24 protein-coding genes and 2 tRNA genes are annotated in these 26426 nt (G+C 71.0%); 12 read left to right on the top strand and 14 right to left on the bottom strand.

Annotated elements, in window-relative coordinates:
* Positions 1–816: an SOS response-associated peptidase gene (locus ACZ9QC_RS13400; RefSeq protein ID WP_472920355.1), complete on the bottom strand. Its 816-nt coding sequence runs from the start codon at positions 814–816 to the stop codon at positions 1–3.
* 105 nt (positions 817–921) lie between these two features.
* On the opposite strand from ACZ9QC_RS13400, the gene ACZ9QC_RS13405 reads away from it, so the two are divergent.
* From ACZ9QC_RS13405 to ACZ9QC_RS13420, 4 genes are all read left to right on the top strand, one after another.
* Positions 922–1644: a M50 family metallopeptidase gene (locus ACZ9QC_RS13405; protein ID WP_316725922.1), complete on the top strand. Its 723-nt coding sequence runs from the start codon at positions 922–924 to the stop codon at positions 1642–1644.
* A gap of 167 nt (positions 1645–1811) precedes the next feature.
* Positions 1812–3143, top strand: coding sequence for a 3-phosphoshikimate 1-carboxyvinyltransferase (gene aroA, locus ACZ9QC_RS13410; RefSeq protein WP_472920356.1), 1332 nt, complete (start codon positions 1812–1814; stop codon positions 3141–3143).
* Positions 3144–3159: 16 nt separating this feature from the next.
* Entirely contained in the window at positions 3160–4173 is a 1014-nt protein-coding gene (rsgA, locus tag ACZ9QC_RS13415) for a ribosome small subunit-dependent GTPase A (RefSeq protein WP_472920357.1), read from the top strand.
* Positions 4174–4301: 128 nt separating this feature from the next.
* Positions 4302–4625, top strand: coding sequence for a DMT family transporter (locus ACZ9QC_RS13420; RefSeq protein ID WP_045559048.1), 324 nt, complete (start codon positions 4302–4304; stop codon positions 4623–4625).
* A gap of 57 nt (positions 4626–4682) precedes the next feature.
* Here ACZ9QC_RS13420 and ACZ9QC_RS13425 read toward each other — a convergent pair whose 3' ends face one another.
* A complete protein-coding gene (locus tag ACZ9QC_RS13425) occupies positions 4683–5300 on the bottom strand; it encodes a TetR/AcrR family transcriptional regulator (RefSeq protein WP_472921675.1) in 618 nt (205 codons plus the stop codon).
* 248 nt (positions 5301–5548) lie between these two features.
* On the opposite strand from ACZ9QC_RS13425, the gene hisN reads away from it, so the two are divergent.
* The 3 genes from hisN (at position 5549) to ACZ9QC_RS13440 (ending at position 7545) form a co-directional block, all read left to right on the top strand.
* A complete protein-coding gene (hisN, locus tag ACZ9QC_RS13430; RefSeq protein WP_472920358.1) occupies positions 5549–6349 on the top strand; it encodes a histidinol-phosphatase in 801 nt (266 codons plus the stop codon).
* 151 nt (positions 6350–6500) lie between these two features.
* The gene (locus ACZ9QC_RS13435) at positions 6501–6893 is read left to right on the top strand and encodes a CBS domain-containing protein (RefSeq protein ID WP_472920359.1); all 393 of its coding nucleotides are present in this window, start codon (positions 6501–6503) and stop codon (positions 6891–6893) included.
* A 235-nt stretch (positions 6894–7128) separates the two neighbouring features.
* Positions 7129–7545 carry a Fur family transcriptional regulator gene (locus ACZ9QC_RS13440; RefSeq protein WP_472920360.1) on the top strand — a complete coding sequence of 139 codons (417 nt, stop codon included), beginning with the start codon at positions 7129–7131 and terminating at the stop codon, positions 7543–7545.
* Positions 7546–7675: 130 nt separating this feature from the next.
* Here the strand turns inward: ACZ9QC_RS13440 and ACZ9QC_RS13445 are convergent.
* The 4 genes from ACZ9QC_RS13445 to ACZ9QC_RS13460 form a co-directional block, all read right to left on the bottom strand.
* Positions 7676–7749: transfer RNA gene (locus ACZ9QC_RS13445), tRNA-Met, on the bottom strand.
* A 428-nt stretch (positions 7750–8177) separates the two neighbouring features.
* Positions 8178–10172, bottom strand: a complete 1995-nt coding sequence (locus ACZ9QC_RS13450) for a tetratricopeptide repeat protein (protein WP_472920361.1) — start codon at positions 10170–10172, stop codon at positions 8178–8180.
* Between the two features lie 171 nt (positions 10173–10343).
* Positions 10344–10417, bottom strand: a tRNA-Met gene (locus ACZ9QC_RS13455).
* 44 nt (positions 10418–10461) lie between these two features.
* A complete protein-coding gene (locus ACZ9QC_RS13460) occupies positions 10462–13395 on the bottom strand; it encodes a UPF0182 family membrane protein (protein ID WP_472921676.1) in 2934 nt (977 codons plus the stop codon).
* A 163-nt stretch (positions 13396–13558) separates the two neighbouring features.
* Between ACZ9QC_RS13460 and ACZ9QC_RS13465 the strand changes: the two genes are divergently transcribed.
* Entirely contained in the window at positions 13559–14101 is a 543-nt protein-coding gene (locus tag ACZ9QC_RS13465) for a PPA1309 family protein (protein WP_472920362.1), read from the top strand.
* 155 nt (positions 14102–14256) lie between these two features.
* Here ACZ9QC_RS13465 and ACZ9QC_RS13470 read toward each other — a convergent pair whose 3' ends face one another.
* The 4 genes from ACZ9QC_RS13470 to ACZ9QC_RS13485 form a co-directional block, all read right to left on the bottom strand.
* Positions 14257–15354, bottom strand: a complete 1098-nt coding sequence (locus tag ACZ9QC_RS13470) for a YlbL family protein (protein ID WP_472920363.1) — start codon at positions 15352–15354, stop codon at positions 14257–14259.
* 72 nt (positions 15355–15426) lie between these two features.
* Positions 15427–15591, bottom strand: a complete 165-nt coding sequence (locus ACZ9QC_RS13475; protein WP_179201718.1) for a hypothetical protein — start codon at positions 15589–15591, stop codon at positions 15427–15429.
* Between the two features lie 131 nt (positions 15592–15722).
* Positions 15723–16184: a molybdenum cofactor biosynthesis protein MoaE gene (locus ACZ9QC_RS13480; RefSeq protein ID WP_472920364.1), complete on the bottom strand. Its 462-nt coding sequence runs from the start codon at positions 16182–16184 to the stop codon at positions 15723–15725.
* A 46-nt stretch (positions 16185–16230) separates the two neighbouring features.
* The gene (locus ACZ9QC_RS13485) at positions 16231–17343 is read right to left on the bottom strand and encodes an SDR family oxidoreductase (protein WP_215448896.1); all 1113 of its coding nucleotides are present in this window, start codon (positions 17341–17343) and stop codon (positions 16231–16233) included.
* 190 nt (positions 17344–17533) lie between these two features.
* Here ACZ9QC_RS13485 and ACZ9QC_RS13490 point away from each other — a divergent pair, with 190 nt between their 5' ends.
* A complete protein-coding gene (locus ACZ9QC_RS13490) occupies positions 17534–18952 on the top strand; it encodes a zinc-dependent metalloprotease (protein ID WP_472920365.1) in 1419 nt (472 codons plus the stop codon).
* Positions 18949–19464, top strand: a complete 516-nt coding sequence (locus ACZ9QC_RS13495; RefSeq protein WP_472920366.1) for an NUDIX hydrolase — start codon at positions 18949–18951, stop codon at positions 19462–19464. The genes ACZ9QC_RS13490 and ACZ9QC_RS13495 overlap by 4 nt, the downstream gene beginning before the upstream one ends.
* A 186-nt stretch (positions 19465–19650) precedes the next feature.
* Here the strand turns inward: ACZ9QC_RS13495 and ACZ9QC_RS13500 are convergent, their stop codons facing one another.
* The 4 genes from ACZ9QC_RS13500 to ACZ9QC_RS13515 all read right to left on the bottom strand — a co-directional run bounded on the left by ACZ9QC_RS13500 (position 19651) and on the right by ACZ9QC_RS13515 (position 23580).
* Entirely contained in the window at positions 19651–20403 is a 753-nt protein-coding gene (locus ACZ9QC_RS13500) for an AIM24 family protein (protein WP_472920367.1), read from the bottom strand.
* A 27-nt stretch (positions 20404–20430) separates the two neighbouring features.
* The gene (locus ACZ9QC_RS13505) at positions 20431–21108 is read right to left on the bottom strand and encodes an AIM24 family protein (RefSeq protein WP_215448892.1); all 678 of its coding nucleotides are present in this window, start codon (positions 21106–21108) and stop codon (positions 20431–20433) included.
* An 8-nt stretch (positions 21109–21116) separates the two neighbouring features.
* Positions 21117–22730: a TerD family protein gene (locus tag ACZ9QC_RS13510; RefSeq protein ID WP_472920368.1), complete on the bottom strand. Its 1614-nt coding sequence runs from the start codon at positions 22728–22730 to the stop codon at positions 21117–21119.
* Between the two features lie 253 nt (positions 22731–22983).
* Positions 22984–23580 (bottom strand): M48 metallopeptidase family protein, encoded by a 597-nt coding sequence (locus ACZ9QC_RS13515; RefSeq protein ID WP_472920369.1) that lies wholly within the window; start codon positions 23578–23580, stop codon positions 22984–22986.
* A gap of 217 nt (positions 23581–23797) precedes the next feature.
* Between ACZ9QC_RS13515 and ACZ9QC_RS13520 the strand changes: the two genes are divergently transcribed.
* Both ACZ9QC_RS13520 and ACZ9QC_RS13525 read left to right on the top strand, forming a co-directional pair.
* Complete coding sequence (locus tag ACZ9QC_RS13520) at positions 23798–25066, top strand: TOMM precursor leader peptide-binding protein (RefSeq protein ID WP_472920370.1); 1269 nt, start codon at positions 23798–23800, stop codon at positions 25064–25066.
* On the top strand, positions 25059–26417 hold the full coding sequence (locus ACZ9QC_RS13525; protein ID WP_472920371.1) for an ABC1 kinase family protein: 1359 nt from the start codon (positions 25059–25061) through the stop codon (positions 26415–26417). The genes ACZ9QC_RS13520 and ACZ9QC_RS13525 overlap by 8 nt, the downstream gene beginning before the upstream one ends.
* Positions 26418–26426 lie beyond the last annotated feature (9 nt).

A 26426-nucleotide genomic window follows, 5' to 3' on the forward strand; every position in this document is an offset into this window, starting at 1 on the left:
TCAGAAGAGTGTGCCTTCCTCGGGCCCTTCCAGCTCCTTCAGCAGCTCCGGCCCGTTGTTGCGGACGTTGCTGACGGCCGTGGAGACGGGGTAGGCGCGCATCAGCCCGGCGGGCGGCGGTTCGAGCAGCCCGCGCAGGTCGTCGAGGTCGGTTCGGGCCGGGTCGAGCCAGCCGTCCCACCGGTCCGGCGTCAGCATCAGCGGCATCCGCGGGTGGATCTCGGCCAGCGCGTGCGGGCCGTCCGCCGGGGCCACCGCCAGCGGGGTCGTCTCGGCCTCCGTCGTGATCACCGAGCAGGTCGCCCACCAGGCCCCCGGATGGTCGTCCGGCAGCGTCCTGTCCCGCCAGAACTCGTACAGCCCGGCCATCGCGAAGACGGAGCCGTCCGCCGGGAGCACGAAGTACGGCTGCTTGCGCGGGCGCTTCTTCTTCCCCTCGACCTCCAGCTCCCGCTCCCCCTTGCCGGTAACCCACTCGAAGTACCCGTCGGCGGGCAGGATGCAGCGCCGGGCGGCGAACGCACGGCGGTACGACGGCTTCTCGTGCACGGTCTCGGCGCGGGCGTTGATCATCCGCGCGGCGCCCTCGGGGTTCTTGGACCAGGAGGGGACCAGCCCCCACTTCAGCTTCCGCAGCTGGCGAACCGGCCGCTTGTCGTCGGCGTCCTTCAGAGGGCGGTCGAGAACCGCGTAGACCTCCTTGGTGGGAGCCACGTTGTAATCCGGCTCCAGGCCCTCCTCCGGCTCCCACTTCTCGATCTCAAAGATTCCTGCGAGATCCTCGGGCCTACGACTCGACGCATACCGTCCGCACATAAGTGCCACACTGCCAGGCCCACCCGTCACCCGACCACCACCCCCGACGAACGGCGCAAGGCGCCGACGCCGTTCGACAACGACCCGAGGGAGCCACCGCAGAACATGGAAAGCACCGCAGCCACCTCGCTGGCCAGCCTGTGGGACGAGGTCTTCGGTACCCAGCCGGACCCGGACCTGTGGGTCGTCATAGCCACCGGGGTCGCCGCGCTCGCGGCGATCGTCCCGCACGGCGTCTGGCGGCTCTCGCGCAACGCCATCACCATCGCGCACGAGGGCGGCCACGGACTGATCGCGCTGCTCACCGGCCGCACCCTCACCGGCATCCGACTGCACTCCGACACCAGCGGTCTCACGGTCAGCCGCGGCAAGCCCACCGGCCTCGGCATGATCCTCACCGCCGCCGCCGGCTACACCGCTCCCCCGCTCCTCGGCCTCGGCGGCGCCGCCCTCCTCGGCTCCGGCCGCATCACCCTGCTCCTCTGGCTCGCCACGATCCTGCTGATCGCCATGCTGGTCATGATCCGCAACGCCTACGGCGCCCTGACGGTCCTCCTCACCGGCGGCACCTTCGTCGTCGTCTCCTGGCTGGCGGGCCCCCAGGTCCAGGCCGCCTTCGCCTACGCGGTGGTCTGGTTCCTGCTGCTGGGAGGCGTACGCCCGGCCTTCGAACTCCAGGCCAAGCGCCGCCGGGGAGGCGCCGGCGACTCCGACGCGGACCAGCTCTCCCGGCTGACCCATCTGCCGGCGACGGTGTGGCTGGTGATGTTCCACGTGGTGTCGCTGTGCGCGCTGATGGGCGGCGGAAGGTGGCTGCTGGGCCTCTGAGGTTTTTCGAAGCTGCGGTCAAGGCGCGCGCCCCTCAGCAGCGCGGGGCTCTGTCGATGTGCGCCTCCGCCGCTTGGGCGCGACCAGCCACAACGGACCCGCGGACAAATGCCGGCCCTCGTTCCCCGGCGCGACCCGGCGGAGCGAACCCCTACTAAAGTGGCCGCATGGCCCTGAACGCACAGCCCGCCCTCTGGCCCGCCCCCACCGCGAGCGGAGCCGTCGACGCGACGGTCCACGTCCCGGGGTCAAAATCGGTCACCAACCGCGCCCTCGTCCTCGCCGCCCTCGCGAGCGAACCCGGCTGGCTGCGCCGCCCCCTCCGCTCCCGCGACACCCTCCTGATGGCGGCCGCCCTGCGCGCGATGGGCGTCGGCATCGAGGAGACCGTCTCCTCCAGCTCCTCCGGCGCGGGCGGCTCCGGCGAGGCCTGGCGCGTCCTGCCCACCGGCCTGCACGGCCCGGCCACGGTCGACGTCGGCAACGCAGGCACGGTCATGCGCTTCCTGCCCCCGGTGGCGGCCCTGGCGGACGGCCCCATCCGCTTCGACGGCGACCCCCGCTCCTACGAGCGCCCGCTGAACGGCGTGATCGACGCCCTGCGCGTCCTCGGCGCCCGGATCGACGACGACGGCCGGGGCGCGCTCCCCCTGACGGTCCACGGCAGCGGTGCCCTGGACGGCGGCCCGGTGGCGATCGACGCGTCCTCGTCCTCGCAGTTCGTGAGCGCCCTCCTGCTCTCCGCCCCCCGCTTCAACCAAGGCGTCGAGGTCCGCCACACCGGCGCGACCCTCCCCTCGCTCCCCCACATCCGGATGACCGTCGACATGCTGCGCTCGGTGGGCGCCCAGGTGGACACCCCGGAGTCGGGCGGCGAGCCCAACGTCTGGCGGGTCACGCCGGGCGCCCTGCTGGGCCGTGACCTCACGATCGAGCCGGACCTCTCCAACGCGCAGCCGTTCCTGGCGGCGGCCCTGGTGACCGGAGGCAAGATCGTCGTGCCCGACTGGCCCGCGCGCACCACCCAGCCCGGTGACCAGCTCCGCGAGATCTTCACGGAGATGGGCGGCACCTGCGAACTGACCGAGTACGGACTGGTGTTCACCGGTTCGGGCGCGATCCACGGCATCGACGTGGACCTGAGCGAGGTGGGCGAGCTGACCCCGGGCATCGCGGCGGTCGCCGCCCTCGCCGACTCCCCCTCCACGCTGCGCGGCGTCGCCCACCTCCGTCTCCACGAGACGGACCGCCTGGCCGCGCTCACCAAGGAGATCAACGAACTCGGCGGCGACGTCACCGAGACCGCCGACGGTCTGCACATCCGCCCGCGCCCGCTGCACGGCGGTGTCTTCCACACCTACGACGACCACCGCATGGCCACGGCCGGCGCGATCATCGGCCTGGCGGTGGAGGGTGTGCGGATCGAGAACGTGGCGACGACGGCCAAGACGCTGCCGGACTTCCCTGACATGTGGACCGGGATGCTCGGGAAGAACTGACGGGCGGGCCGGGATCATGCGCCGTTACGGCAAGCACACCGACGAGGACGACATCCGCAGCCGCCCGAACCGCAAGGGCAACCGTCCCCGGACGAACATCCGCCCGAAGCACGAGGACGCCGCCGAGGGCATGGTCCTCACGGTCGACCGGGGCCGGCTGACCTGCCTCGTCGAGGACCGCGTCGTCCTCGCGATGAAGGCCCGCGAACTGGGCCGCAAGGCCGCGGTCGTCGGCGACACGGTGGCCCTCGTGGGCGACCTCTCCGGCAAGAAGGACACCCTCGCCCGGATCGTCCGCATCGCCGAGCGCACGTCGGTCCTGCGCCGCACGGCCGACGACGACGACCCGTACGAACGCGTCGTCGTCGCCAACGCCGACCAGCTCGCCATCGTCACCGCCCTCGCCGACCCCGAGCCCCGCCCCCGTCTCGTCGACCGCTGCCTGGTGGCGGCCTACGACGGCGGCCTGGACCCGCTCCTGGTCCTCACGAAGTCGGACCTGGCCTCACCGGACAAACTCCTGGAGCTCTACGGCGACATCGACATCCCGTACGTCGTGACGAGCCGCGAGGAGCTGGAGACGGGCGGCGCCGCCGACCGCGTGCGCGCACACCTCTCCGGGAAGGTCACGGCGTTCGTCGGCCACTCGGGCGTCGGCAAGACGACCCTGGTGAACGCCCTCGTCCCGGAGGACCGGCGCCGCACCACGGGCCACGTCAACGCGGTGACCGGACGCGGCCGGCACACCACGACCTCCGCACTCGCCCTCCCCCTCGCGGACTCGGACGGCGGCTGGGTCGTGGACACCCCCGGCGTGCGTTCCTTCGGGCTCGCGCACATCGATCCGTCCCGGGTGATCAACGCCTTCCCGGACCTCGTGCCGGGCACGGAGGGCTGCCCCCGCGCGTGCAGTCACGACGAGCAGGACTGCGCGCTGGACCAGTGGGTGGCGGACGGGCACGCCGACCCGGCGCGGCTCTACTCCCTGCGCAGGCTGCTCTCGACGCGCGAACGGCGGGAAGGCGACTGACCTCCGCGTTGTTTGCGCCCCCGCCCACCCGGTAAGTGCATAATCGCACCGAGTCGGACCCAGACCAGACGAGATCAGCCGAGAACAGACGAAGCGGTCACGGAACGTGGGACACGGGAGGACGAGACATGGCGTGGCTGCTGGTGGTCGTGGCGGGGCTTCTGGAGACCGGATTCGCCGTCTGTCTGAAGCTCTCGCACGGCTTCACCAGACTCTGGCCGACGGTCGCCTTCTGCGTCTTCGCCCTCGGCAGCTTCGGCCTGCTGACCCTCTCCCTGAAGAAGCTCGACGTCGGCCCCGCCTACGCCGTCTGGACGGGCATCGGCGCGGCCGGCACCGCGATCTACGGGATGATCTTCCTAGGCGACATCGTGTCGACCCTGAAGATCGTCTCGATCAGCCTGGTGATCGTGGGCGTCGTGGGACTCCAACTGTCGGGCTCGGCCCACTAGTTCCGACCCACCAGTTCCGGCCCGCCAGCTCAGCCCCCACCACTCCCTGGGCGACAGCTAGCCGAGGGGACGGCTGAGCTGTCGGGGCAGCGCCGTCCGCACGAGGTCCGTGACCCCGCCGTCGACCGGGGGCGCTGCCACGCACGAGAGGGCGAGCCGCACCGCGAGTTCACAGGACCTGGCCAGCTCCGCCTGGTCCGCCTTGGGGGCGCCCGGCGCGGAGAGCACGGCCACGGCCCGCTCGCGCACCAGCGCGACGAAGTCGGTGGGCGCGGGCAGCGGCCCGTCCGCGCGGCGCTGCGCGGGCACCGCGGAGGACGAGCGCACAGCCGCGAGCGTCGGTGACGGCAGCCGCTCGCTCCAGCAGCCGGTGAGCATGGCGCGAATCAGCGCGTTGTTGCGGGAGGCCGCCACGGTCCACTCGGCGGTCGCCGCCAACCGGTCCCGCGAGTCCGCGGGGGTGGCCAGCGCCCGCTCGACGCCCGCCAGATAGCCGTCCGCTTCCCTGCGGACCAGGGCTCTGGCGAGCCCGTCCTTGCTGCCGAACTCGTTGTACAGCGTCTGACGTGACACTCCGGCCACCGCCGCCACGTCCACCATGCGCACGGCGGACCACGGCCGACGCACCAGCGCCGTGTAAGCGGCGTCCAACAAGGATTCCCGCGCTGCAGGCATCATCGCCTCCCTGAATGCGAGCGGGCGGCTCTGGCCCTCAGATTTGACGCGCATCAAGTCACTGTCAAGGGTTCACGGCACCCCCCAGGGGCGCACACCGGCCAATGTGCGCGGCACGATCCTCCGCACGCGGCGACAGCCCCCACTCAGGTGCCCACCCCGGCGAACCCCATACGTACCGCCGCCTCCGCCGGTCCGACCCCGACCCCTGTAGCCCCGCACCGACCTCGGCGGATACCGTTCGCCACATGGCCGATTACCTCGACGACCTCCGCCTCGCCCACGTCCTCGCGGACGCCGCCGACGCGACCACCATGTCCCGCTTCAAGGCCCTCGACCTGAAGGTCGAGACGAAGCCGGACATGACCCCGGTGAGCGAGGCCGACAAGGCCGCCGAGGAACTCGTCCGCGGCCAGCTCCAGCGCGCCCGCCCCCGCGACGCCATCCTCGGCGAGGAGTACGGCGTCGAGGGCACCGGCCCGCGCCGCTGGGTGATCGACCCGATCGACGGCACCAAGAACTACGTCCGGGGCGTCCCCGTCTGGGCCACCCTGATCTCCCTCATGGAGGCGGCCGAGGGCGGCTACCAGCCCGTCGTCGGCGTGGTCTCCGCCCCCGCGCTCGGCCGCCGCTGGTGGGCCGCCAAGGGCCACGGCGCCTTCACCGGCCGCAGTCTGAGCTCGGCCTCCCGCCTGCACGTCTCCCGCGTCGCCGACCTCTCGGACGCCTCCTTCGCGTACTCCTCCCTCAGTGGCTGGGAGGAGCGCGGCCTCCTCAACGGCTTCCTGGACCTGACCCGCGAGGTGTGGCGCACCCGGGCGTACGGCGATTTCTGGCCGTACATGATGGTCGCCGAGGGCTCCGTGGACATCTGCGCCGAACCCGAGCTCTCCCTCTGGGACATGGCCGCCAACGCGATCATCGTCACCGAGGCGGGCGGCAGCTTCACCGGCCTCGACGGCCGCCCCGGCCCGCACGGCGGCAACGCGGCGGCCTCGAACGGCCTCCTCCACGACGAGCTCCTGGGCTATCTGAACCAGCGCTACTGAGCCCTGGAATGATCCGGGGCGCCCCGAACTGACCACGCACGCCCTCTTGTTGACCTCCGCTTTACCTGCCACATTGAGAGTTCCCCCACTTGTGAACTTGTGAATCCTTGAACAAAGCGTTCCGGGATTCCCTAGGAGGTGGCTGAACTCCATGCTCGTCCGCGACGCCATGAGCACAGTGGTCCTCACCATCGGCCCCGATCACACCCTCCGCCAGGCCGCCGCCCTGATGGCGGCTCGCCGGATCGGCGCGGCCGTGGTCCTCGACCCGGACGCCGGCGGACTCGGCATCCTGACCGAACGCGACGTCCTCGTCTCGGTGGGCCTGGGCCAGAGCCCCGACACCGAGCGCGCCCACGCCCACACCACCACCGACGTCGTGTTCGCCACGCCGTCCTGGACCCTGGAGGAAGCCGCCCGCGCCATGACCCACGGCGGCTTCCGCCATCTGATCGTCCTCGACGAGGGCGCCCCCATCGGCATCGTCTCGGTCCGCGACATCATCCGCTGCTGGGCACCCGCCCGACAGCCCGCACCGGCGTAGCCGCGCCCCGGACGCACGAACGGGCCGGGAGTCTCCTACGAGACCCCGGCCCGCCCCAACGACAAGCGGTCCAACCCCGGTCAGCCGCACAAGGCCTGGACGGCGGCCTCCAGGCGCTTGCCGAAGCCTTCATCGATCGAAGCCAAATCCTACATTGGACAAAATCCAAGTCAAGGCAAGCTCCAAATTCACACCCGTTCGGGAACTGTTTCCGCTTGCTGTTACGCTGACCGGTATGAGTGACCTTCTGGAGCGGCTGCGCGGACGCGGATGGCGTATGACCGCGCAGCGGCGTGTCGTGGCCGAGGTCCTCGACGGCGAACACGTCCATCTGACGGCCGACGAGGTGCACGCGCGCGCTGTCGCCAAGCTGCCCGAGATCTCCCGGGCGACCGTCTACAACACCCTCGGGGAGCTGGTCTCTCTCGGCGAGGTGCTGGAAGTCGCCACGGACCGGCGTGCCAAGCGGTACGACCCGAACGCGCACCGTCCGCACCACCACCTGGTCTGCGCCCGGTGCGGCACGATCCGTGACGTGCACCCGACCGGAAACCCCCTGGCGGACCTCCCCACCTCCGAGCGCTTCGGCTTCACCGTCTCGGACGTGGAGGTCACCTACCGAGGCGTCTGCCCGAACTGCACCCAGGCGTAGCACCACCACCGCCGCACGACGAAGCCCCGGCCGCACAACGGCCGGGGCTTTTCTTCGACACCTGAATGTGAACCTGAACAAAAAACACCGATGGCCCGGAACCTCACGGTCCCGGGCCATCGGCCTTCAGTAGCGGGGACAGGATTTGAACCTGCGACCTCTGGGTTATGAGCCCAGCGAGCTACCGAGCTGCTCCACCCCGCGTCGATGAACTGAACACTACGTCACCCTCGCCGACCAGAGCAAATCCATTAACCACCAGCCCAAACCAGGCGCAGCCGCAGTGCAGCAGGCCAGTACGGGTGGACGCAGCGACACCCCGGCCCGACACAGCCGCGGGCAGCCGCACCCCTGGGCGCCACAGCCGCGACGCAGCGACACCCCGGCCCTGCACGGCCGCGGGCAGCCGCACCCCTGGGCGCAACGGGCGGGACGCAACGACACCGCGAACCCGGCATAGCAGCGGGCAGTCGTGCCGCTGGGGCGGCACGGGTGGGCGCAGCGGCACCCTGCCAGCGCCGGTGAGCGAGACACCGCCCGGCGCCCAGCACGCGCCCCCGGGCACCCTCGCAGCCCCGGACCACACCGCCACCCCGCCGCCCTGACACCCCTTCGGCGCCCCGCCCCCTCACCTACGCCGACAACTCGTCCCGCAACGCATCCCGCAACCGCGCCGCCCGCTCCGCCACCTCGGCCGGCCCGAGCGCCACGGCCCGGTCGGCCCACCGCTTCCCCTCCACCAGCTCACCCCGACGCGCGTAGACGAGGGCGAGCCGCAACGCCGCCCGTCCATGCCCCGCGTCGGCGGCCCGAGCCCACCACACGGCGGCCTCCGGCTCACTCCCCTCCCGGGCCAGCAGCAGCCCCAGATTGAACGCGCCGTTCCGCGACCCCGACTCCGCCGCGACCCGGTACCACCGCGCGGCCTCGACCACGTCCCCCCGCCCGGCCGCCAGCATCCCGACACGCACCTGCGCCCGCCGATGCCCCTGCGACGCGGCCCGCTCGTACCACTCCTCGCACTCGTTCTTCTCCCGCACCGGCTCGCCCAGTTCGTGTGCGGGCGCGGGCGGACGGCGCGCGTCGAGCACGGCGGCCAGCCGGTACGCGGCCTCCGCGCTGCCCCCACCGGCGGCGCACCGCAGATGCCGCTCGGCGGCGCGCTCGTCACCGTCCCGCAGCCGCGCTATGGCCACCTGGAGCGCCGCCTCGGTGTGCCCGGCGGCAGCCGCCCGCTCGTACCAGACCAGTGCCGTCGCGTCGTCGCCCCGTCCGGCGAACAGAATGCCCAGGTTGAAGGCGGCGTCGACGCTCCCGGCCTCGGCGGCCTTGGAGAACCACGGCTCCGCACCGGACGCGTCGCCGACCTGGAGCAGCAGGATGGCCAGCGCGTTCGCCGCCTCCCGGTGGCCGGCGTACGCGGCACGCCGGTACCACTGGTCGGCCTGCGCGGTCCGCCCCTGCTCGGCACAGAGCAGCCCGAGGTTGTACGCGCCGTTGACGTCCCCGGCGTCCATCGCGGCCCGGTACCAGCGCTCGGCGGTCTGCGTCTCGCCGCGCTCGGCGTGCAGCGCGCCCAGCGCGTTCGCCGCGTTGCCGTTGCCGTCCTGGGCGGCCCGCAGCCACCACACGGCCGCGCTCTCGGTGTCGCCCGCGTCCCGCAGCAGGAACCCGAGCGCGCACGCGGCGCGCGGCTCGCCGTCCTTCGCGGAGGTCAGGTACCAGCGGCCGGCCTCCTTCAGCTCCCCGCGCCGCTCCAGGATCGCCCCGAGGTGCAGCGCGGCCCGTCGGTGCCCGCGCGCGGCGGCCTGCCGGTACCACTGCTCCGCCTCCTCGGCGGCGCCCGCCACGACACCGTTGTCGGTGTCGCGCTGCCCCGCGCCCACGGCCCGCCCGCCGCCGTCCCGCGCGGCAGCACGGCGCTCGCGGGGGCCGCTCCCGATCTCGAGCGCCGCGCGTGCGATCTTCCGCCCTTCGCGCACAGCGGTGCGCTCCTCCTGCTCCGCGCGCTGGTCGAGCGTCCGCGCGAGCCGGTACGCGGCCTCGCGGTGCCCGCGCTCGGCGGCCACTCTCATCCACCGCTCGGCGGCGGCGTCGCTGCGGTGCTCCAGCAGGTCGGCGAGCGCGTACGCGCCCAGGGCGTGCCCCTGCTCCGCGGACTGGCGCAGCCAGTACTCGGCGGCCGGTTCATCGCCGCGCTCGCGGTGGTGCCGACCGAGCGCGTGCGCGGCGGCGGCGGAACCGGCGACGGCCGCGACCCGCCACCAGCCGGCGGCCTCGTCGGCGTACCCACGCTGGTGCAGCAGGACACCCAGGTTGTTGGCGGCCGCCCGGTCCCCGGCCGCGGTGGCGGCCCGAAGACAGGGCTCGGCTCCGTCCAGGTCGCCGCGGCGCAGGAGCATGGCGCCGAGGACACTCATCGCCTCGGTGTCACCGGCTTCGGCGGCGAGCCGCTGACGCGCCTCCTCGACGGCGTCGCCCGTCTCGTCCTCGTCCGCGACCCCCGCGGACTCGACCGACGAGGCGGACTCGGCGGGCAGCACGAAGTCGGCAGGCAGCGCAATGTCGGCAGGCTGCGCAAACCGCCCTGTCTCCAACAGAGTTGCCTTGTCCCCCATAACGTCCATCGTCGCACCACCTGCAACCTGGGTACACCTGGTATACCGCAGCCATTGAGGTCACTACAGCGTTTTGTCGACATGCCCACAGAGCGACAAGTCAAACACAGATTTCCCGTGCATCCCGGCCAACACGTCGAAGGCCCGGATCCTTTAGAGGATCCGGGCCTTCAACTTCAGTAGCGGGGACAGGATTTGAACCTGCGACCTCTGGGTTATGAGCCCAGCGAGCTACCGAGCTGCTCCACCCCGCGCCGTTGCGTTGCAACCGTACCACGGCGCGGGACGGAGCCTTGAATCAGCCGCCTCCGGAGCCTCCGTCGCCGCTCTGGTCGCTGTCCTCACTGCCGCTGCCGCCGGTCGCGTCGGCCTTGGACTGCGCGTCCTCCGCCCGCTTCAACGCGTCCTCCAGGTCCTGTTGGGCCCGGCCGTACGCCTCCCAGTCGCCGTCCTTGAGGGCCTGCTGCCCCTCGTCGAACGCCTTCTGAGCCTGCTGCAGGGCCTCTTGGACCGTCGGATCGCCCGACGTCGGCGGCTCGTCGGTGCCCTCGTCGGGGTCGTCCGGCGGCGGCTCGGTGGGCGCGCCCTCGGTTTCGAACACCTTGTTGAGCGCCGCGTCGAGGGTGTCCTCGAAGGCCGTGTTGCCGCCGTAGGTGACCAGGACCTTGCGCAGCAGCGGGTACTTGAGTCCGCCGCCCTTCACATAGACGGGTTCCACGTAGAGCAGTCCGCCATCGAGCGGGACCGTCAGGAGGTTGCCGTACTCGACCTGCGAGTCACCTCTCTTGAGGAGGCTGATCGTCTCGGCGATGTCCTGTTCGGAGTTGAACTGGCTCTGGACCTGTTTCGGCCCGTCGATCGGTTCGCTGGTCGGCAGTTTCAGAATTCTGATCTTGCCGTAGTCCTTGGTGCCCGCCTCGGCGTTGACCGCCACGAAGGCGCTGAGGTTGTCCCGGCCGTTCGGCGTGAGCGTCGTGGTCAGCGAGAACGCCTGTTCCGTCTGGCCCGGCAGCTTCATGCTCAGGTAGTACGGCGGCACCGCGTTGCCCGAGGTGTTGGTCGGGTCGTCCGGGACCTGCCACACCTCGCTGCCGCTGAGGAACGTCTCGGCGTCCTTCACGTGGTAGCGGGTCAGCAGCTCGCGCTGCACCTTGAACAGGTCCTGCGGGTAGCGCAGATGGGCCAGCAGCGAGTCGGAGATGTCGTCCTTCGACTCCACCGTGCCCGGGAACGCCTTCATCCAGGTCTTCAGGACCGGGTCCTGGGTGTCCCACTGGTAGAGCTTGACCTGACCCGTGTACGCGTCGACGGTCGCCTTCACCGAGTTGCGGATGTAGTTGACCTGGTTCTGCTGGGCCACCACCGCGCGCTGGCTGTTGTCCGCCGTCAGCGAGTCGGCCGTCGTGTCGCCCAGGGTGGTGCGGGAGGCGTACGGGTAGCCGTTGGTGGTGGTGTACGCGTCGACGATCCACTGGATCTTGCCGTCGACGACGGCCGGGTAGGCGTCGCCGTCGATGGTCAGCCACGGCGCGACGGCCTCGACACGCTCCTTGGGCGTGCGGTTGTACAGGATCCGCGAACCCTCGCCGATGGCACCGGAGTAGAGGATCTGCGGCTCGTTGAACGCCACCGCGTACGCGGCGCGGTTGATCGGGCTGGAGAGGTTCACCCCGCTGCCGCCCTTGTAGCTGGTGGTCTTCTCACCGCTGTCGTCGGAGTAGTCGATCTCGTCCTGGGGGCCACCGACGATCGAGTACTGGGTGGTCTTCTCGCCGTAGTAGACCCGCTGCTGGTACTCGCCCAGGTCGCCCTTGGACGGCAGGTCGGACTCGGTGAAGACCGGGCGGCCTCCGGAGGTGGCCTCGGTGCCCTTGGCGGCGACCACGCCGTAGCCGTGGGTGTAGCGGAAGTGGTCGTTGATCCAGTTGTTCTTCGGGATGCCGGCGAGGTTCAGCTCGCGCAGACCGATGACCGTGTCCTGCTCCGCGCCGTCCTCATTGCTGTACCGGTCGACGTCCAGGTTCGTGGGGAACGCGTAGTAGTTCCTCATCTGCTGGAGCTGCTGGAACGTCGGCGAGACGATGTTCGGGTCGAGCATGCGGATGCTGGCCGTGGTGTCGGCGTCCTTGCGGAGCTTGGCCTTGTCCGTGGTGTCGCTCACACCCGAGTACTCCTCGACGTCGGTCCCGTCGATGCCGTAGGCCTGTCGGGTCGCCGCCAGGTTCTTCTCGACGTACGGCGCTTCCTTGGCCTGCTCGTTCGGCTGGACCTGGAACTTCTGCACGATGGCCGGGTACAGCCCGCCGATGAGGATCGCGGAGAGGACCATCAGACCGAAGCCGATGACCGGCAGCTGCCAGGTGCGCCGCCAGATGGTGGCGAAGAACAGCAGCGCGCAGATCACGGCGATGCAGAACAGGATCGTCTTGGCCGGCAGGTACGCGTTCGCGTCGACGTACCGCAGACCGGTCCAGTTGCCCGTGGCCTTGAAGTCGCTGGACTTCACCGCGAGCCCGTAGCGGTCGAGCCAGTAGGCGACCGCCTTCAGAGCGACGAAGATGCCGAGGAGCACCGACAGGTGCCCGGTGGCCGCTGCGGTGGCACGCGCGCCCGGCGAGGTGACCCTGAGGCCGCCGTAGAGGTAGTGCGTGAGCGCGGCGGCGATCACCGAGAGCACGGCGGCGGCGAAGCCGAAACCGAGCAGGAAGCGGTACCAGGGCAGGTCGAAGGCGTAGAAGGCCACGTCCAGGTCGAACTGGGGGTCCTTCTGCCCGAAGGGCACCCCGTTCACCCACATCAGCCAGGTGCGCCACTGCCCGGAGGCGGAGGCGCCGGCGATGAGGCCCACCAGGGAGGTGATCCCGAGAAGCAGCCACTTCTTGTAGGGCGCGATGCCCATGCGGTACCTGTCGAGGCTCTGCTGCTCCATCGACATCGCGCTCAGCGGCGGCCGCAGCCGGTGCGCCAACCAGATGTTGAAGCCGACCGAGGCCGACATCAGCAGACCGAAGACGAAGAAGAGCCCGATCTTCGTCCACAGTGTGGTGGTGAAGACGGAGGAGTACTTCACCGACCGGTACCAGAGCCAGTCCGTCCAGAACCCCGCGAACATGACGAACGCCATGCCGAGGACGGCAAGGACGCCGAGCGTCATGAGCAGGGTCCGGACACGTCGGGACGGTCGGCCCACTCTGATCCGCGGCCCCGTCGGGCCTCCGCCGCGGTCCGGCATCTGGAAAGCCAAGGTGCGCACCTCGAAGTTCGCTGTCGATACGTCAGGCCCGCGTCTGCGGACCCTCCAGCGGGCCCCGTGATCGTAGGGGCCTCACCTATGCAACTTACTCACGCTTTACTCGGTTCCCGCTTCCGGGAACGAACGAGGCAGGATTGTGACCATGTCCAACACTCCCATGGCAGCGAACCCCCTCACCCGGGCGGTGCTCGAGATCGACGAGTACGCCTCGGGCCTCGGCTGGGACCAGCCCGCTCGCCTCTTCGCCCTGGTGGATACCGCGCGTCTGCGGTCCCAGGAACCCGCCCTCGCGGCTCAGCTCGGTCTGCAGGACGAGTCCGAGACCGTGGGTCTCACTCCGATCGAGCAGGAGGAGATTCCCGCGGGCAAGGCGCTGGACGAGTTCCTCGGCACCATCGCCTGGCCCGACGCGGTGGTCGGCTGCGCCCTGACCGTGGAGCGGCTGATGCTGCCGCCGTCCGCCGAGGCGTCCGTCCCGGAGAACCTGGACGGGGCCCGGCTCACCAAGTGGGTGGCCTCCCACCCCGACCGCCAGGAGGTCCGGATGACGGTCGCCGTACTGCGCGACGGCTCCCGCGACTCGGCCCTGCGCCTGCGTGAGAAGGACACCCCGACCGAGGTCCTCACCGGCCCCGAACTGGTCCCGGGCCTGGCGGAGGCCCTGTCCGCGACCTTCGTGGACTGATCCCCGGCCGCACGACGACCGGGTCCGGGACGACCGGATCCACGACACTCGGGTCCACGACACTCGGATCTACGACGATCCGATCAACGACTGTGGGGGCGCCCTCCGGCTCGGAGGGCGCCCCCACGCGCGCGTGCGCCGTCACTGCGCTCCCGTCAGCCCTTGGTGGTGCACTTCGGCAGATCGGCCGTGTCGCCGGAGCGGATGTCCTTGAGGGCCCCGAGGGCGTCCTCGATGGTGTCGACCTTGACGAGGGTGAGCCCGTCGGGGGTGTCCTTGGCGGCCGTGGCGCAGTTGTCCTTGGGCGTCAGGAAGTACTCGGCGCCCTTGTCACGCGCGCCGACCGTCTTCATCTCGATGCCGCCGATGGGGCCGACCTTGCCCGCGTCGTCGATCGTGCCGGTGCCGGCCACGAACTTGCCGCCGGTGAGATTGCCCGGGGTGAGCTTGTCGTAGATCCCGAGGGCGAACATCAGTCCGGCGCTCGGGCCGCCGACGTCCGCGAGCTTGATGTCGATGGTGAACGGGAAGGTGTGGTCGGTCCCGGCGGAGATTCCGACGATCGCCCGTTCCTCGCCCGTGTCGTCGGACTTGGCCGTGGTGATCGTGACCGTCTCGGTCTCGGTCGCCGTCCTGTTCGCCTTCTCGGCGGCGGCCTGCGCCTTGGCGGGCACGATGACGAAGTCGACGTCCTCGCCGGGCTTGTGCTTGGTGACCAGCTTCGCGACGTCCTCGGGCGCCTTGACCGCCGTGCCGTCGACGGACTTGATCACGTCACCGGCGTGCAGCTCGCCCTCGGCCGGTGAGTCCTTGAGGACGGTGGAGACGATCACCCAGGACTTCACCGGGATGCCCAGCTCCTTCAGGGCGGCGACCTTGGCGCTCTCCTGGGACTGGCTGAACTCCTCGGCGTTCTCCTGGGTCGACTGCTCCTCGGTCTTGCCGTCCGGGTAGAGCGTGTCGTGCGGGACGACCTTGTTGTCGTGTGCCAGCCAGCCGTACACGGCCTCGACGAGGTTCATCCTGTAGTCGGCGCTGGTCACACGGACCGTTGTCATGTTCAGGTGGCCGGTCGTCGCGTACGTCTTGCGTCCCGAGATCTGCAGTACCGGCTCGCCGCCGTGTTCCCCGAGCGTGTTCACCGTCGGCCCCGGCGACATCTCCGAATACGGCACGGGAATGATCACACCCGCGCACAGGAGCGCGATCAGCATCAGGGTGGAGGCGAGCATCGTCGCGGTGCGGCGTGGCATGGAACGACAGTACGGGACAGGCCTGTCAGTGCACCGTCGGGGCCGTCCGTCCGGGGGCGGCCGGCGCGGGCACTAGCCGCCGGTGTGGGACCGCTCCATGGCCTCGCGGAAGCGCGAGTATCCCGCGAGCTCGGTGCCGTCCTCGATGCTCCTGCGGTTCCGGCTGGCCCAGCCACCCCACAGTCCGGCACCGATCGCGGCCACCAGTGGAATCAGCAACCAGGCGAGCGCCGCCATGCCGGCCTCCCAACCCCTATGAAGCAACCACAACTGACTGATCAGCAGATTATCCGTCCGTCCCGTCAACGCTCTCGCCGGGGGCCGGGTTACGCAACCGGAACGCGCACGGGCGTATTCCGGTCACTCCATCAACAAGCTCCGACCCATTCATCGGTGCCGTCGGAGAACCGCTGGTGCTTCCAGATGGGCACCTCGTGCTTCAGGTCGTCGATCAGCCTGCGGCACGCCTCGAAGGCCTCGCCCCGATGCGGACAGGACACGGCGACGACCACGGCCAGGTCACCCACCTTCAGATTCCCCACCCGGTGCACGGCAGCGAGCGCCCGCACGGGGTAGTCGGCGACCACCTTCTCCGCGATCCGCCGCATCTCGGCCTCGGCCGTCGGGTGGCACGAATAGCCGAGCGCGTCGACATCGGCCCCGCCGTCGTGGTTCCGCACGGTCCCCACGAACAGCGCCGTCCCCCCGGCCGCGTCGTCCCCGACCGCCCGGAACACCTCGTCGAGGGAGAGCGCCGTCTCCCGGATCGCGATCAGCTTGATGGGCTCCGCGGCGCCCCGCTCACCAGGGTGATCATCATTCACAGCCATACCCCCATCGTGCCTCACCCGCGCCCCGGACCGGCCGGGGCGCCCGTCAACGCCTGCCCCGCGCCTTCCGCGCCCGCCGCACCAGCGCCGCCGTGCCCAGCAGCGCGACCGTCGCACCGGCGGCACCCGCGGCCGTCGCGTCCTTCCGCCCCAGCCGCCGTCCGGCCACGGTGTGCCGCCCGGCGACCTCCTCCAGCAGCTCCGCGAGCACTTCCTCGTTCGTCCACAGCGGCCGCCACCCGGCGTCGTGCAACCGGCTCCCGCTCACCACCCACGGGTACATCGTGTACGCCAGGTCGCCCGCCGGTGACGGCGTGAGCCCGATCCGGTGCAGCCGGGCGGCGGCCCCGAGCGCGACCGCGGACGGCAGCTCCATGCGCCGGATCCCGCTGAGCTCCTCGACCTCCTCCTGCTCCAGCCACCCCTCGCACCCGACGGCGAGCTCCCCGTCGACCTTCTCCAGCACGGCGTACTCCAGCGCCCCGCAGAGGTCCTCGACGTGACAGAACTGCCAGGCCGGGCGCGACCCGGCCACCACCAGCAGCCGCGGCGACTCGAAATACCTGGTCAGCGCCGTGTCCGTCCCTCCGACCAGGGTCGCGGGACGCACCACGGTGACATTGAGGCCGGGATGAGCGCGCGGCGCCCGGCGCGCGAGCCGCTCGATCTCCAGCAGGTCGCCGACCCCCGTGGCCTCGGCGGTCGCCCGCAGCTCAGCGTCCTCCGAGAGCGGCAGCTCGTTGTCGGGCAGCGCCCCGTAGACCATCGCCGACGTGCACAGCACGACCCGGTGCACCCCGGCCGCGGCGGCCGCCGTGAGCACGGTCTGGGTCCCGCGCACGTTGTACGCGCTGCGGGCCGCCGAATCGGTGCCCAGGTCGAGGTCGACGGCGAGGTGCACCACCACGTCGGCCCCGCGCAGCTTCTCGGCGATCGCCGGGTCCCGCACGTCCAGGATGTGCCACTGGGCGGACGCGCACTCGCCGCGCCGCTCGTCGATGGCGATGACCTGCCGGATCTCGTCGGACTCGGCGAGCCGCTCGGTGAGCAGCGCTCCTACGCCGGACGCGGCACCGGTGACCGCGACGACGGGCCCGCGCACGGCGGGACTGGTTGAGTGGTTTCGCGCTGCGCGAACCTGCGGATCTGGGGAACTCACCGGGCGTCTCCAGCGGTTGTCTTCAGTACGAACGCGGGTGACGCGTACGTACCAGGTGGCATCCATCCTGCCGCAGGCCTTCGGTCGGCGGAGCACCGAGGCCTTAACCCGCCGTGGTGTCTACGCTGGGTGGTGTTCGGGCAGCCGTGCCGTCGGAGAAACCCGATGGCCCTATCAGCCGAGGAATCCCGTGAGTGACACCCCATTCGGATTCGGCCTTCCGCCGGAGGAGCCGGACGACGGCGACGAGGGCAAGAAGAAGGACCAGCAGAGCGGTGGTGGTCAGGGCCCGGCCAACCCGTTCGGTTTCGGGTTCCCCGGGGCCGGCGGCCCCGGCGCCGACAATCCGTTCGCCGCGATGTTCGGTTCCATGAACCCCACCGACCTGGGCGCCGCCTTCCAGCAGCTGGGCCAGATGCTCTCCTACGAGGGCGGCCCGGTGAACTGGGACATGGCCAAGCAGATCGCCCGCCAGACGGTCGCCCAGGGGACCGCCGACGGCACGAAGGACGAGAGCGTCGGCCCTGCCGAGCGCACCGCCGTCGAGGAGGCCGTCCGCCTGGCCGATCTCTGGCTGGACGACGCGACGTCCCTGCCGTCCGGCGCCGGCTCCGCCGTGGCGTGGAGCCGCGCGGAGTGGGTGGAGGCGACCCTGCCCGCCTGGAAGGAGCTGGTCGACCCGGTGGCCGAGCGGGTCGGCGGCGCCATGGGCGACATCCTGCCCGAGGAGATGCAGGCCATGGCAGGCCCGCTGATCGGCATGATGAAGTCCATGGGCGGCGCCATGTTCGGCCAGCAGATCGGGCAGGCCGTGGGCGTGCTCGCGGGCGAGGTCGTCGGATCCACCGACGTCGGCCTGCCGCTCGGGCCGGCCGGCAAGGCCGCGCTGCTGCCGCTGAACGTGGCGGCGTTCGGCAAGGACCTGGGCGTCGGCAAGGACGAGGTGCGGCTCTACCTGGCGCTGCGCGAGGCCGCCCACCAGCGTCTCTTCGCGCATGTGCCGTGGCTGCGCTCGCATCTGTTCGGCGCTGTCGAGGGCTACGCACGCGGGATCAAGGTCGACACGGCCAAGCTGGAGGACGTGGTCGGGCAGTTCGACCCGCAGAACCCCGAGGAGCTGCAGCAGGCGCTCCAGCAGGGCATGTTCCAGCCGGAGGACACCCCGGCGCAGAAGGCGGCCCTGGCCCGTCTGGAGACCGCTCTGGCCCTGGTGGAGGGCTGGGTGGACGCGGTGGTGCACGCCGCCGCGAAGCCGCGCCTGTCGTCCGCGGACGCCCTGCGCGAGACCCTGCGCCGCCGCCGTGCCACCGGCGGTCCGGCCGAGCAGACCTTCGCCACGCTGATCGGTCTGGAGCTGCGCCCCCGCCGCCTGCGCGACGCCTCCCGCCTGTGGGCGTCCCTCACGGACGCGCGCGGTGTCGACGGCCGCGACGCCCTGTGGGCCCACCCCGACATGCTGCCCACCGCCTCCGACCTGGACGACCCGGACGGCTTCGTCCACCGCGAGCAGATGGACTTCTCCGAGCTGGACAAGATGCTCGGCGAGGCCGCGGGCGGTGGTTCCGCCGAGAAGCCCGACCTCAAGAAGAAGGACGACGACACCGAGTGAGCCTGTACGACGACGCGGTCCTCGTACTGAAGAGCTACGAGGACCAGGCCGAGCTGCGCCAGGCGTACCTCGACCATCTCGCGGCCCACCCGGACGGCATGTGGAAGGCGTGCGGCGCCGGACACATCACGGCGAGCGGCCTGGTGATCGACCCCGAGCGCGGCCGCGTGCTGCTCACCCTCCACAGGAAGCTGCGCATGTGGCTCCAGATGGGCGGCCACTGCGAGCCCGGGGACACCGCCCTCGCGGACTCCGCGCTGCGCGAGGCCACGGAGGAGTCCGGCATCGCCGGCCTGACGCTCCTGCCGGGCGGCCCGGTCCGCCTGGACCGCCATCACACCCCGTGTGCCTGGCACCTGGACGTCCAGTACGCGGCCCTCGCCCCGGCCGACGCGGTGGAAGCGATCAGCGACGAGTCCCTCGACCTGCGCTGGTTCGCCTACGACGAGGTCCCGACCGTGGCAGACGATTCGGTCGTCCGCCTGCTGGAGGCCACGCGGGCGCGGCTGTGACCTCGCTCTTTCGCTTGGCGGGGGCGGCCTGTCGGCATGATGCCGCTGGGCGGTGGGCATGCCCCCGCCGGGGGCACGAACGCGGTAAGGGGCGTCCGCAAGGCGGAACGCCCCTTACACATGCACCCGATCACAGAGGCGCCCGCTCCCTGAGGGGCACGGCCCGCCCGTCCATCGGCGCTTCGCTCAGTTGCGGCTGCCCCCGAGGGAGTTGCCGCTCAGTCCGCCCGCGCCCATGCCGAACTGTCCGAGCACTCCGGACGTCCGCAGGTGCTGCGGCGGAAGCAGCTCGCTCGGCTGCACCAGGACGTGCCCGTGGCCGCCGAAGTGCATCTCCCAGCCCTCACCGGTGGACCCCCTGCGGCGCCACACTGCGGACGTGGAGGTCGGCGCCTGGAGCTGGGTGCGCAGCGAGGTGGACCAGGCGATGACGGCGTCCGAGTCGACACAGATGTTCTTCTCGGGCGTCACCTCGAGCGCGAGCGGCTCTCCCGAGGTCATCAGGACGACCTTGCCGCCGCCGGACAGCTCCAGGTTGTACGCGCCCGCCGAAGCCACCTCGACGGCGCTGTCCACGGCGACGATGCCGACGTTCAGCGAGCCGTCGAACGCCAGGACGGCGGAGGAGTCGACGGTGATGCCGCTGCCGACCTCCATGATGTGCAGGTACTGCGCGAAGTTGGCGAGATACACGACCCCGTTGCCCTTGCAGCGCATGAGCTCCAGCCGCTCACCGGTCATCCGCTCGGCGTTGCGCCAGCTGCGGTTGCGGTACTGGCTGTCGAAGTCGACCTGCCCCTCGAAGGCGACCATGGCGCCCTGACGAGCCAGGACGGGACTGCTGCCGATGGTGATGTCGGTCTTGAGCAGTTGCGGGTTCTGCAGTGTGTAGCGCTCGGTGTGGTTCACCGGGATGTGCGCGAAGAGTGTGCTGTGCATGGTGTGCTGTTCTCCTCTCAGCCCCGGTCAGCCACGGATCTTGAAACGGTCGCCGGTGTCCTCGCTGGGCTGGACGACCACGAAGCCCCGCCCCTTGAACCCGATCTGGAAGGCCTCCCCACTGCCCCGGCCGATGAGCGCGCCGGCCTTGATGGTGCGACGGGCCTTCATGTCAAGGCCGTCGGTCCAGGCGATCAGCGCGTCCGGGTCGACGTAGGTCTCCCGTTCGGCGCAGTCGAGGGAGATCGGCACGCCCCGGCTGACCAGGGCGACCCATCCGGTGCCCCGGATCACGAGGTTGGTGAGGCCCGAGCCGGAGAGCTTGGCGAGACCCTTGACCGGCTCGATGGAGAGCTGGAGGGAGGCGTCGCAGGCCAGCAGGGTCGGGCCGTTGACCGACAGCGCCTCGTTGTTCAGGTGGAGGACGAGGACGTCGCCGCCGTAGTCGGCGAGATACAGGTCCCCGTCGCCGCGGCAGAGCATCAGCTTGCCGCCCTCGCCGGTGACCATCTCCTCCGCGCTGCGCCGCAGCGTGGCGGGCGGGCCGTCGAACTGCACATAGCCGTCGTACGCGATCATCGAGCCGGCCTTGGCCAGGAGGTCCTGGCCGGTGACCATGGTGACCTTGAGCGTCTTGGAGCTGTGCACGCTCATACGGACGCCGGTGGAGGCGGAGCGGTGCGCGTTGAGTGTCTGGAGGTCCATGCTCTGCCTCACACCTCGAAGGGCTGGACGACGACGAAGTTGCCGGGGGCGCCGCGGAACTGGAGGTTGACGGCCTCCTGGGTCTGCCGGGCGTACCCGGAGCGGCGCAGCCTGAGCGAGGTCGTGGTGACGGCCTGTGCGCCGGCGGACCAGGCGATGACGGCGTTGCCGTCGACGTAGGTGGCCGGTCCGACGGGCAGCACGACGGGGATGCCGCGCGTCTTGACGACGACCGCTCCCGTACCGGAGAAGAGCATGCTGAACAGGCCGCCGCCGGGCAGGCCCGCGCCCTCGATACGGCGGATCTCGGTGTCCAGGGACTCGTCGAAGGCGAGGACGCCGCGGGCGCTGGTATAGAGCTGCTCGTTCTCCAGTCGGATGACGAAGAGCTGGCTGCCCTCGTCGGCGAGGAACACCTCACCGTCCCCGGAACACCGCATCAGGGCCATGCCCTGGCCGGTGAGCTGGCCCGTCAACTTGCCGAGCAGGCCGGAACCCTTGTGGGCGAAGTCGATGTCGCCCTGGTAGGCGACCATGCTGCCCTGCTTGGCGAGGATGTTGGCGCCCTTGGTGAGCATCGCCCGCACCAGCTGCGGGTTCTGCTCGGTCCAGCGGTCCCCGACGGGGGCCTCGGAGTACTTCGTCAGGACGACTCGCAGCCCTGCCTCCGGCGGCACCGGCGCGAGCTGCGTCCCGCCGCCGAAAGGCTGTGCCTGCCCCGGGAAGGCACCCGGGGCGCCAGGGGGCGTGAACGGGCCGCCTTGCGGAGCCGCACCCGGCGGGGTGAAGGGGCCGCCCTGCGGCGCGGCACCGGGAGGCGTGAAGGGCCCACCCTGCGGCGGGGCGCCGGGCGGGGTGAACGGTCCACCCTGCGGCGGGGCGGGCGGGGGCGGCACGGTGCCGCCGGGCGGCGTGTGCAGGGGCGCGGCGATCGTCGGAGCGGCGTGCACGGAGGGCGCGGGCGCCGGGGGCGCGAACGGCTGCGCGGGCGCCGGGGCGGCCGGAGTCGCGGGCGCCGCGGGGGCGGCGAACGCGGGCGGGGCGAAGCCGGGCGCGGCGGCGGCCTGCGGCTGCTGCGGTGCGGCGGGCTGCTCCTCGGCGACCTCGCCGCCGAAGTTCTTCAGAAGCGCGTCGAGGCCGCCGTCGAAGCCCTGCCCGACGGCCGCGAACCGCCAGACGTCCTTCAGGTAGAAGTCGCCCAGCATCACGGCACGCTCGGTGGAGAACTCCGAGCCGTCGAACGGATACCTGGCCACTTCCTCGCCGCCCGCGACGATACGTACGTAACCGGGGGCGATCTGCGACATCTGGCCGTTGCCGTCGATCGTCGCCGTGAAGGACAGCTTCTGGATCTGCGGCGGGATCTTGTCGAGGGTGACACGGAAGGACTCGGTGTCACCCGACTGGGCGCCCAGGAGCTGGATGGACTCCTCGGGGGTCTTCGGCTGGTTGAAGAAGACGAAGTAGCGGTCGTCCGAGAGCCGTTCGTCGGCGTCCAGTCCGAAGCAACTGATGTCGAAGGTCAGCCCGGGGGCGGAGATCTGTACGCCTACATACAGATCCGTACCCGCGGTGAGGTCACTGATCTTGGCCTTGTGGCCGCGTTGGAATTCCCTGGCCATGCGTGACGACCGTCCCCCATCCCGAAAGTGCGTGCGCCTGCGAGTGCGTCGCGCCAGGCTAACCGCAAAGTCCTGGGGCGTACGAGGCCGGTACAGAGACGGTACAAAAGCGCGACTTCGGTCACCGGTTCCACAAACGCACACGCGCGCGTGCAGCGCCTGTTCCGTGACACCACCGCTCGGGGCACCCGCCGTGCGGCGCCTTCGGGCCGCAGGTCACGGGCCGTGTCTCAGTGAACGGCCGCGCGAGGTGTCACTCGTCCCGCGTGACGGGCAGGTGGGGCAGGCGGTCGGCGGCGACCACCCCTTCGAGGTAGCCCCGAGCACGCTCGGTGCGCGGATAGGCATCCAGCAGCTGCCAGAAACGGGGGCCGTGCCCCGGTACGAGCAGGTGTGCGAGTTCGTGCAGGAGGACGTAGTCGACGACGTACTCCGGCATGCCCTGCAGCCGGTGCGAGAGGCGGATGCTGCCCTCGGCCGGGGTGCACGATCCCCAGCGGGTGTTCTGGTTGGTGACCCAGCGCACGGAGGTGGGCCGGGCGCGACCACCGAAGTACTGGTCCGAGAGCCGGGCGGCCCGCTCCGACAACTCGGTGTCGCCGAGGCGCCTCTTGCTCTCCTGCGCGGCCAGCTTGTCGAGCATGACCGTCACCCAGCGCCGCTCCTCCGCCTCGGACATCCGTGCGGGGATGAGCACGACGGTGCGATCGCCCTCGCGGTACGCGGAGACCGTTCTACGCCGTCGCGCGCTCCTGCGAACCTCGATCGCGCTCGCCCCCGAGCCGCTCGGCGGCTGGCTCGTCGTGCTGCGCGGTGGCTTTGCGGCGCGGTGCAGTGGGTCGGCGGGCACGCCCCGACGTTACCCGCTGCACACGGGGGAAGTCCCGCCTCCGGGACGGTTCGATATCGATCCGCACCCCGAGCGCCTGATTTGTACGACGAATGCCGTCGCCTGTGGACAACTCTCGACAGGCATCGTCGCTGTCCGTGCATGCTGGCACTCGTCGGCGGACCAGGCACTCGCACCGTCGGCGGACAGAACCGATCTCTGGCTACGGGGGCCGATCATGCATCCGATGGTGAAGCCCGCGCTCCGGCGCGGCTGGCGGGATCTCAACACCGTGCAGTTCGGTCTGGCACCGGCGCACGCCATGGTGCTGGGCCCGATGGACACGACGACGGGCAGTTTCCTCGCCCTGCTCGACGGCACACGCGGGTTACCGCTCCTGCGCGAAGAGGGACGCCGCATGGGTCTGCCGGACGGTCATGTGGACGGTCTGGTGGAGCGCCTGTCCCGGTCCGGCCTGCTGGACGACGCGACGGGCGGCGGCCCGGCCGCTGACGACCTGCGCGCCAAGCCCGAGGTCCTGGACCGACTGCGTCCCGATGCCGCCACGCTCTCTCTGATCACCTCCGAGCCGGGCGACGCCATGGGTCGTCTGGCCGCACGCCGATCACTGAGAGTGCAGGTGCGGGGTGCGGGCCGGGTGGGCTCGGTGCTCGCCTCCCTGTTGTCGGGTGCGGGGGTCGGCGAGGTCGACGTCCGCGATGTAGGCCGGGTGGAGCCGTGTGACGTGGCACCGGGCGGGCTGTCGGCCGAATCGATCGGCGAGCGCAGGGACGCGGCGGCCCGCCGGGCCGCCCGGCACGCGGCGCCCGATCGCCCGCCCCGGCGTCGCCGAGGCTCCCGGCCTCCTTCCGCTCCGTCGGCCGGGGAGCGAACAGGGGACCGTCTCCACGAGGAGCCCGGCTTCTCGCTGGTGATCCTCGCCCCACGGGACGGTGTCGACGTCCACGCTCCCAGGCCCATGGCCGCCGAGCCGCTCGTCTCCTCGGGTACGCCCCACCTCTACGCCGGTGTGGTCGAGGGGACGGGCGTGGTCGGCCCTCTGGTCCTGCCCGGTGAGACGGGTTGCGCGGGCTGCCTGGAACAGAGCCGCACCGATCGCGACGAGACGTGGCCACGGCTGGTCGCACAGTGGCGGTCCGGACGTCCTCACCAACTGGAGGCATGCGACCTGGCCCTGGCCACGACGGTCGCCGGACTGGCCGCGGCGCACGCGCTCGCCTTCCTGGACGGGCGGACCCCGTCCAGCGTGGGCGCCCGCTGGGAGGTCTCGGTACCGGGGTTGGACTGGCACCCGCGTCCGGTGTGGCCGCACCCGGCATGTTCCTGCACAGCCGCTGAAAACGGTGCCGCCGGGAAAGGTAACGGGGAACACACCGCAAAGGAGGGGGATGCGCACGAGACAATGGCGGGGCATCAGCGGTCAACGAGGTTGTCCCGCAAGGCACACGCGGCACGGCCTGCTGGGAGTTGGAGGGCGCATGTCTGATCTTCCCCGGAAGGCGGTCACCCGGACCGCCAAGCTCGCCGCGCTTCCGCTCGGCATCGCAGGCCGGGCCACCTGGGGACTCGGCAAGCGAATCGTCGGCGAGTCGGCGGAGCTCGTGGGCCGTGAACTCCAGCAGCGCACGGCGGAGCAGTTGTTCAAGGTCCTGGGCGAGCTGAAGGGCGGCGCGATGAAGTTCGGGCAGGCCCTGTCCGTCTTCGAGTCGGCGCTTCCCGAGGAGGTCGCGGGCCCCTACCGCGCGGCTCTGACGAAGCTCCAGGACGCGGCACCGCCGATGCCGACCCGCACGGTGCACACCGTGCTGGAGGAGCGCATCGGTGCGGACTGGCAGGAGCTGTTCCTGGAGTTCGAGGACAAGCCGGCCGCCGCGGCCTCCATCGGCCAGGTGCACCGAGCGGTGTGGCACGACGGTCGTGAGGTCGCCGTCAAGGTGCAGTACCCGGGCGCGGGCGAGGCCCTCCTCTCCGATCTCGGTCAACTCAGCCGGTTCGCGCGTCTGCTGGGACCGTTGATCCCCGGCATGGACATCAAGCCGCTCATCGCGGAACTGCGGGACCGTGTCTCCGAGGAACTCGACTACGGCCTGGAGGCCCAGGCCCAGCAGGCGCACGCGGAGGAGTTCGAGGACGATCCGGACGTGGTCGTCCCGGCCGTGGTGCACCAGTGCGAGCAGGTGCTGGTGACCGAATGGATGGAGGGCACCCCTCTGTCCGAGGTGATCACCGACGGCACTCAGGAGCAGCGCGACCGAGCGGGCCAGCTGCTGACCCGCTTCCTCTTCTCGGGTCCGGCCCGCACCGGCCTCCTGCACGCCGACCCGCACCCGGGGAACTTCCGCCTGCTCCCGGACGAGAAGAGCGGCTGGCGCCTCGGCGTCCTCGACTTCGGCACGGTGGACCGACTGCCGGGTGGCCTGCCGGCCCCGATCGGCGAGGCCCTGCGGCTGACCATCGACGGCGAGGCCGAGGCGGTCTACGAGATGCTCTGTACGGAAGGCTTCGTGAAGGAGTCGATAGAGCTGGACCCGGATGCCGTCCTCGACTATCTGCACCCCATCATCGAACCGGTCCGGGCGGACGAGTTCGCCTTCGCCCGCGGCTGGATGCGCAGCCAGGCCGCTCGGATCGCCGACCCGCGCTCTCCCGCCCACCAGTTGGGCAAGCAGCTGAACCTGCCCCCGTCCTACCTCCTCATCCACCGGGTGACCCTGAGCACCATCGGCGTGCTGTGCCAGCTCGGCGCGACGGTCCGTATGCGCGACGAGTTGGAGGAGTGGCTGCCGGGTTTCCTGCCCGAGGAGGAGGGCGAGGGCGAGTCGGCCGCGGAGGCGTAGCCGGTCCGG

Source organism: Streptomyces sp. HUAS MS02, assembly GCF_055702265.1.

What these genes read in the sequence shown, in the direction of transcription:
- ACZ9QC_RS13400 (WP_472920355.1), bottom strand. Translation starts at nt 816, where the DNA reads ATGTGCGGACGGTATGCGTCGAGTCGTAGGCCCGAGGATCTCGCAGGA.
- ACZ9QC_RS13405 (WP_316725922.1), top strand. Translation starts at nt 922, where the DNA reads ATGGAAAGCACCGCAGCCACCTCGCTGGCCAGCCTGTGGGACGAGGTC.
- aroA (WP_472920356.1), top strand. Translation starts at nt 1,812, where the DNA reads ATGGCCCTGAACGCACAGCCCGCCCTCTGGCCCGCCCCCACCGCGAGC.
- rsgA (WP_472920357.1), top strand. Translation starts at nt 3,160, where the DNA reads ATGCGCCGTTACGGCAAGCACACCGACGAGGACGACATCCGCAGCCGC.
- ACZ9QC_RS13420 (WP_045559048.1), top strand. Translation starts at nt 4,302, where the DNA reads ATGGCGTGGCTGCTGGTGGTCGTGGCGGGGCTTCTGGAGACCGGATTC.
- ACZ9QC_RS13425 (WP_472921675.1), bottom strand. Translation starts at nt 5,300, where the DNA reads ATGCCTGCAGCGCGGGAATCCTTGTTGGACGCCGCTTACACGGCGCTG.
- hisN (WP_472920358.1), top strand. Translation starts at nt 5,549, where the DNA reads ATGGCCGATTACCTCGACGACCTCCGCCTCGCCCACGTCCTCGCGGAC.
- ACZ9QC_RS13435 (WP_472920359.1), top strand. Translation starts at nt 6,501, where the DNA reads ATGCTCGTCCGCGACGCCATGAGCACAGTGGTCCTCACCATCGGCCCC.
- ACZ9QC_RS13440 (WP_472920360.1), top strand. Translation starts at nt 7,129, where the DNA reads ATGAGTGACCTTCTGGAGCGGCTGCGCGGACGCGGATGGCGTATGACC.
- ACZ9QC_RS13450 (WP_472920361.1), bottom strand. Translation starts at nt 10,172, where the DNA reads ATGGACGTTATGGGGGACAAGGCAACTCTGTTGGAGACAGGGCGGTTT.
- ACZ9QC_RS13460 (WP_472921676.1), bottom strand. Translation starts at nt 13,395, where the DNA reads ATGCCGGACCGCGGCGGAGGCCCGACGGGGCCGCGGATCAGAGTGGGC.
- ACZ9QC_RS13465 (WP_472920362.1), top strand. Translation starts at nt 13,559, where the DNA reads ATGTCCAACACTCCCATGGCAGCGAACCCCCTCACCCGGGCGGTGCTC.
- ACZ9QC_RS13470 (WP_472920363.1), bottom strand. Translation starts at nt 15,354, where the DNA reads ATGCCACGCCGCACCGCGACGATGCTCGCCTCCACCCTGATGCTGATC.
- ACZ9QC_RS13475 (WP_179201718.1), bottom strand. Translation starts at nt 15,591, where the DNA reads ATGGCGGCGCTCGCCTGGTTGCTGATTCCACTGGTGGCCGCGATCGGT.
- ACZ9QC_RS13480 (WP_472920364.1), bottom strand. Translation starts at nt 16,184, where the DNA reads ATGGCTGTGAATGATGATCACCCTGGTGAGCGGGGCGCCGCGGAGCCC.
- ACZ9QC_RS13500 (WP_472920367.1), bottom strand. Translation starts at nt 20,403, where the DNA reads ATGCACAGCACACTCTTCGCGCACATCCCGGTGAACCACACCGAGCGC.
- ACZ9QC_RS13505 (WP_215448892.1), bottom strand. Translation starts at nt 21,108, where the DNA reads ATGGACCTCCAGACACTCAACGCGCACCGCTCCGCCTCCACCGGCGTC.
- ACZ9QC_RS13510 (WP_472920368.1), bottom strand. Translation starts at nt 22,730, where the DNA reads ATGGCCAGGGAATTCCAACGCGGCCACAAGGCCAAGATCAGTGACCTC.
- ACZ9QC_RS13520 (WP_472920370.1), top strand. Translation starts at nt 23,798, where the DNA reads ATGCATCCGATGGTGAAGCCCGCGCTCCGGCGCGGCTGGCGGGATCTC.
- ACZ9QC_RS13525 (WP_472920371.1), top strand. Translation starts at nt 25,059, where the DNA reads ATGTCTGATCTTCCCCGGAAGGCGGTCACCCGGACCGCCAAGCTCGCC.